Consider the following 2119-nt stretch of genomic DNA (forward strand, 5'->3'; position numbering starts at 1 on the left):
GATAAGTGGTTTTTAAATCTAGATATTAAGAAGATGTTTCTTAAAACAGACGTAACGGTTAATAATGGGCCAACAGATTCTGAGGTAGAAATAAACCCAATAATTATTGGACTTGGAGTTGGTATGAAATTTTAAATAAATATTGTTTAACAAACATAAAAGCCACTTAATAGTGGCTTTTTGTTTGTTGTTTTATTTCCTTGCATTCATAGTTTTTAAACGTTCTTCAAAGATATTTGCAGTTAAAGGGTTTAAAATATCATTAAACAATGACATCATTTCCTCAGAATGTGTATCTCGCTTTTGAGTGACTAAGTTGTAATGAACAAAGCTGCACCAAATAATTGCCTTTAATTGGGTTTTATTTTCATTATACATTCTCATCTCTGCTTTTAGATTACTGTTATCAAAATAAATTAATTGAGACTCTATGGTAACAGTCTCCATTAAAAAAGCAGGTTTTAAATATGCTATTTGGTTACTACTAGACACCCAGCTTTTACCCAATTGCTTTGCCATTTTATAGATATCTATGTCGTAGTTTCTTATTAATTCATCTTCTCGATGATTCATAAAATAGTCAGTGTATTTTCCATTGTTTAAATGATTAAATGGATCACAATCTTGAAATCTAATTTTTGTTTGGCTTTCTACAACTTTTGGTAAATTCATGTTTTGTTTTATTTTGAATATACCAATCGGTATATTGTTGATTAAAAAAATATTAAGCTTTTAGTTCATTAGTAATCATATCGTCAATTTGATTCATGCTGTCTTTCATATAAAAGTCGTCATCCATAGTGTATGTCATAAAAATAGCGCCTTGTATCATTGAATCTAATCGTTTAGCATATTGCATAGCGTTAATTTTGTTTGAAATCTCGCCTGCTTCAATACCATCTTCAATTATAGTTGCTACCTGATCTTGAATACGCTCAATAACCAATCTTACTTTTTCTAACAATTCAGAATTTTGATTATTGGCATCAACACCAATATTTAATACAGGACAACCTCCATAAGTTTTACTAAGTGTATAGTAATCTCGATAAAAATCTGAAATTAAATAGAGCTTTTGAAGAGGTGAGTTGCTTTTGCCAATGTATTCTGCGATTAAAGACATCAGTTTTTTTACTGTATGTTTAAATGCAGCAATGGCTAACTCTTCTTTATTTTTAAAGTTGCCATAAATTGCTCCTTTAGTTAAACCTGTAGCTGAAGTTAAATCACTTAAACTCGTAGCTGCATAACCATGCTTATTAAAAATAGGTGCAACCGTTTCTAGAATAAATAGTGATGTATGTTCTGACTTTGTAAGCATATATAGCAAAAGTAGTTAAAAAATATACTAAACGGTATGTTTTTAATAATTTTTAAATGATTCGTTTATGTTCTTTATTCCAAAAGGAAAGCAACACATCTTTCTATCGATAGCGATTCGACATGAAATCCGTGTTGCTTTAACCAACCAATCAATATAAAGACTGTATTAATGCTATATTGTTACAGCCTATAACTAAAATATTTTCAGAATTTTATAATTCTTCTACTACCAAATCACCTTGATTTCTAAATACTAATTGCCCATCGAATTCATCGAGAAGAATAATACTATCTGTAGTGACCTTACCAGCAAGTATTTCTTTACTCAATTGATTAAGGACATCTTTTTGTATAACACGTTTTACTGGTCTTGCACCATATTCTGGATTATAACCTTTTTTAGCTAAATAGCTAACAGCTTCTGGTGTAGCATCAAAAGTTATCCCTTGCTTAGCAATCATTTTTGTGACACTTTTTAGCTGTAATCCAACAATATCTACAATGTTTTCTTTAGATAATGGTGTAAACATAATGGTATCATCAATTCGGTTCAAAAACTCTGGTCTTACACTTTGCTTTAATAAACCCAGAACATCCACTTTTGCAGCTTCAATTGCTGAAGGAATATCTTTTGTAGCTTCAAAACGCTCTTGTATAATATGACTTCCCATATTTGAAGTCATAATTATGATAGTGTTTTTAAAATCCGCTACACGACCTTTATTGTCTGTTAATCTACCTTCGTCTAATACTTGTAATAAGATATTAAAAGTATCTGGATGTGCTTTTTCAATTT

Annotated in this window: 4 protein-coding genes; 1 reads left to right on the forward strand and 3 read right to left on the reverse strand. The window is 30.0% G+C overall.

What is annotated here, in order from left to right:
* The coding region (locus QZZ53_RS17090) for an OmpW family outer membrane protein (protein WP_296386979.1) at positions 1-135 on the forward strand (135 nt) is incomplete at its 5' end.
* Between the two features lie 57 nt (positions 136-192).
* On the opposite strand, the gene QZZ53_RS17095 is transcribed toward QZZ53_RS17090, so the two are convergent.
* The 3 genes from QZZ53_RS17095 to QZZ53_RS17105 form a co-directional block, all read right to left on the reverse strand.
* Positions 193-672: an acyl-CoA thioesterase gene (locus tag QZZ53_RS17095; RefSeq protein WP_296386973.1), complete on the reverse strand. Its 480-nt coding sequence runs from the start codon at positions 670-672 to the stop codon at positions 193-195.
* 52 nt (positions 673-724) lie between these two features.
* Entirely contained in the window at positions 725-1321 is a 597-nt protein-coding gene (locus QZZ53_RS17100; RefSeq protein ID WP_296386975.1) for a TetR/AcrR family transcriptional regulator, read from the reverse strand.
* Positions 1322-1535: 214 nt separating this feature from the next.
* A partial coding sequence (locus tag QZZ53_RS17105; protein WP_296386977.1) for an AAA family ATPase occupies positions 1536-2119 on the reverse strand: 584 nt, incomplete at its 5' end.

Origin of the sequence: Winogradskyella sp., from assembly GCF_016744625.1 — a bacterium.
Classification (GTDB): domain Bacteria; phylum Bacteroidota; class Bacteroidia; order Flavobacteriales; family Flavobacteriaceae; genus Winogradskyella.

Excerpts from the sequence above, each read along its gene's own strand:
- QZZ53_RS17100 (WP_296386975.1), bottom strand. The coding sequence starts at position 1,321 with ATGCTTACAAAGTCAGAACATACATCACTATTTATTCTAGAAACGGTT.
- QZZ53_RS17095 (WP_296386973.1), bottom strand. The coding sequence starts at position 672 with ATGAATTTACCAAAAGTTGTAGAAAGCCAAACAAAAATTAGATTTCAA.